Raw genomic sequence first — 2,457 nt, 5'->3', positions numbered from 1 at the left:
CCACCTCCATCTTTAAGCGGCGATCGGGGTAGAGCGGGGTCAGGTTATCGAAGTTGATCCGGTGCTTGACGGCATCCGGCGGCTCGAAATTGATCGTATTCGGCTTCAACAGGGCGAAATACCGCTCGCCATCCTTGGGCGCCCGGATCTGGCCCTCGACGCTATCCCCGGTGCGCAAGCCAAATCGGCGGACTTGGCTGGGGCTGATGTAGATGTCGTCGGGGCCAGGAAGGTAGTTGGCCTGTGCGCTTCGGAGGAAGCCGAAGCCATCCGAGAGGATTTCGAGCGTCCCCTCGCCATGAATTGCCTGCTCATTATCTGCCAGGTTCTTCAGAATGGCGAACATCATGTCCTGCTTGCGTAGGCTGGACGCGTTCTCGATCTGGAGCGATTCGGCGAAGGAAAGCAGGTCGGACGGAGATTTTGCCTTGAGTTCGGCAAGATGCATCTGGGAAGCCTCGGAGGGGGATGGGTTCAGCGGACAGGCGACAGCCGATTTGACGGTCCTGCGGCGCCAGAAGAGCGCGCGTTGCGGGGACCGGGCTGGTTTGACGGAAGGATGCTGGGCCTGAGCAGACCTACATCGCTAGACAGGAGGTATGCACGGTTACGATGGGCAGTCAATCGCAACCGGCCATCAGTAGATGGCCCAATCAACCAGGTTGCGCAATGGCCATGATGACGATGATGATCATCAGGACCGTCGGAACCTCATTGGCGATGCGGTAGAAGCGCTGTGGGCGGGTGTTGCGATCTTCCAAAAAGTCCCGCTGCCATTTCGACGACGCGCCATGGAAGCCGCTCATCAGGATCACGCCCGTTAGCTTCACGTGCCACCACGTGGCGCCCCAATCCACCGCACCCGGCGTCAACACCAGCAAGATGCCGAATAGCCAGGTGACCATCATAGCCGGGTTCATGATCTGCTTCAGCAGCCGGCGCTCCATCACCTTGAACCGCTCGCTCGCCTCCGATCCGCGAGCAACGTCGCAGTGATAGACATACAAGCGGGGCAGGTAGAACAGCCCCGCCATCCAGGCGACGACGGCGATCACGTGGAACGACTTGGTCCACAGCAGAAACGGACCCAGTAGACCAATCGTCACGCGGCGGCGGCCTCGGCCCGTTCCAGCAGGCGCAGAAAGTTGCCGCCCCACAGGGCCGCGATCTCCGACTCGTCGTAGCCGCGGCGCACCAACTCCGCCGTCAGATTGGCGCTTTGGGACGCGTCCCGCCAATCCGCCAGCATCCCGCCGCCATCGAAGTCGGAGCTGATGCCCACGTGCTCCACGCCGCAGCGGCGCACGGCGTAGTCCAAATGGTCCATGTAATCGGCCACGCCCACCGCATCCACCTTGCCCTGCGGCCGAACGAAGGATGGCACGGCGGTGATCTGCACCAGGCCGCCAATCTCCCTCAATACGTCCAGCTGCTCGTCATCCAGGTTACGCGGCACGGGGCACAGGGCGTGAATGCAGGAATGGGTGGCAACGATCGGGGTGGTGGACAAGTGGGCGGCCTGCATCATCGTCGCCTTGGATGAATGGCTGACGTCGATTAGCATGCCAAGTCGGTTCAGCGCAGCCACCGCCTCGCGTCCAAGGGCGCTCAGCCCACCATGCAATATGGCCTCGTCGCCCAAGTCCTTGCGCGGATTGCTGCTATCGGCCAATGCGTTATGGCCGTTATGCGTGAGCGTCAGGTAGCAGGCGCCCAGGGCGCGGAACTGGTCCAGCACGCTGATGTCCTCGCCGATGGTGTGGCCGTTCTCCACCGCAGGCACGATGATCGCGACGCCAGGCTCGGTCGCGGCCTGGCGGATGTCGGCCACGCTGGTTGCCAGCACGGCGCGCAACCCGTTGCGCTCGGCCCCCATGGCGCGGATCTCCTCCAGCATCGCCAAAGCCCGCTCCCGCGCCTTGGTCCAACCGTCCGGCGTGCGCGGCCCCTGCCCGACATAGGCGGCAAAGCACCCGGCACGCAGCCCGCCTCGCACCATCTTGCCAATGTCCACGTGCCGTTGCGTCGCCGTAAACGGATCCGGGCCGTTCGGCCAGGGAATGTCGATGTGGCTGTCGAGGGTCAGCAGCCGCGTGTGCAGCGCCTGCGCGGCAGTCGGCTCAGCCTGGGAGGGATCAGCGTGCATCCGTGCTGGCCGAATCCGGCCACCTTCCGTCATTGGGACGTCGATCTTGCGCCTGGAAGGCGACGACGACTAGGGGAGCCTTGGCAGTCGAGGCCGTCCTCGCTACACACTGAACCTGCATGTCCGCGTAGCTCAGCAGGATAGAGCACAGGATTCCTAGTTGCTTCAATTGGGCGTCGCACCGGGAAACCTTGCGACGGAACCGCTCAAAGTCGGGGAACGCTACGGTGCACTTGCACCTTGCCGATCCCGAGCCAAGCCCGCGCCGAAAGGACGGGAAGGTGTAGAGACTGGATGGGTGGCGCCTACGG

The 2,457-nt window shown here is 63.4% G+C and carries 3 protein-coding genes; all 3 read right to left on the bottom strand.

The features are described 5' to 3' along the window. Positions 1-448, bottom strand: a 448-nt coding sequence (locus tag GSQ76_RS31930) for a Rho termination factor N-terminal domain-containing protein (RefSeq protein WP_254070465.1), incomplete at its 3' end; no start/stop codon positions are given. Between the two features lie 205 nt (positions 449-653). Next, complete coding sequence (gene hemJ, locus GSQ76_RS17255) at positions 654-1,106, bottom strand: protoporphyrinogen oxidase HemJ (protein ID WP_158745379.1); 453 nt, start codon at positions 1,104-1,106, stop codon at positions 654-656. After that, positions 1,103-2,146 carry a dipeptidase gene (locus GSQ76_RS17250; protein ID WP_158745378.1) on the bottom strand — a complete coding sequence of 348 codons (1,044 nt, stop codon included), beginning with the start codon at positions 2,144-2,146 and terminating at the stop codon, positions 1,103-1,105. Before GSQ76_RS17250 ends, hemJ begins: the two co-directional genes overlap by 4 nt. Between the last annotated feature and the right edge of the window lie 311 nt (positions 2,147-2,457).

The sequence above is a fragment of the Acidisphaera sp. L21 genome (genome assembly GCF_009765685.1).
Lineage (GTDB): Bacteria > Pseudomonadota > Alphaproteobacteria > Acetobacterales > Acetobacteraceae > LMUY01.
Note: the sequence above shows the minus strand (reverse complement) of the source record. Positions and strands in the feature narration are given on the sequence as shown.

Coding starts and splice junctions, on each gene's coding strand:
- GSQ76_RS17250 (WP_158745378.1), bottom strand. CDS start 2,146: ATGCACGCTGATCCCTCCCAGGCTGAGCCGACTGCCGCGCAGGCGCTG.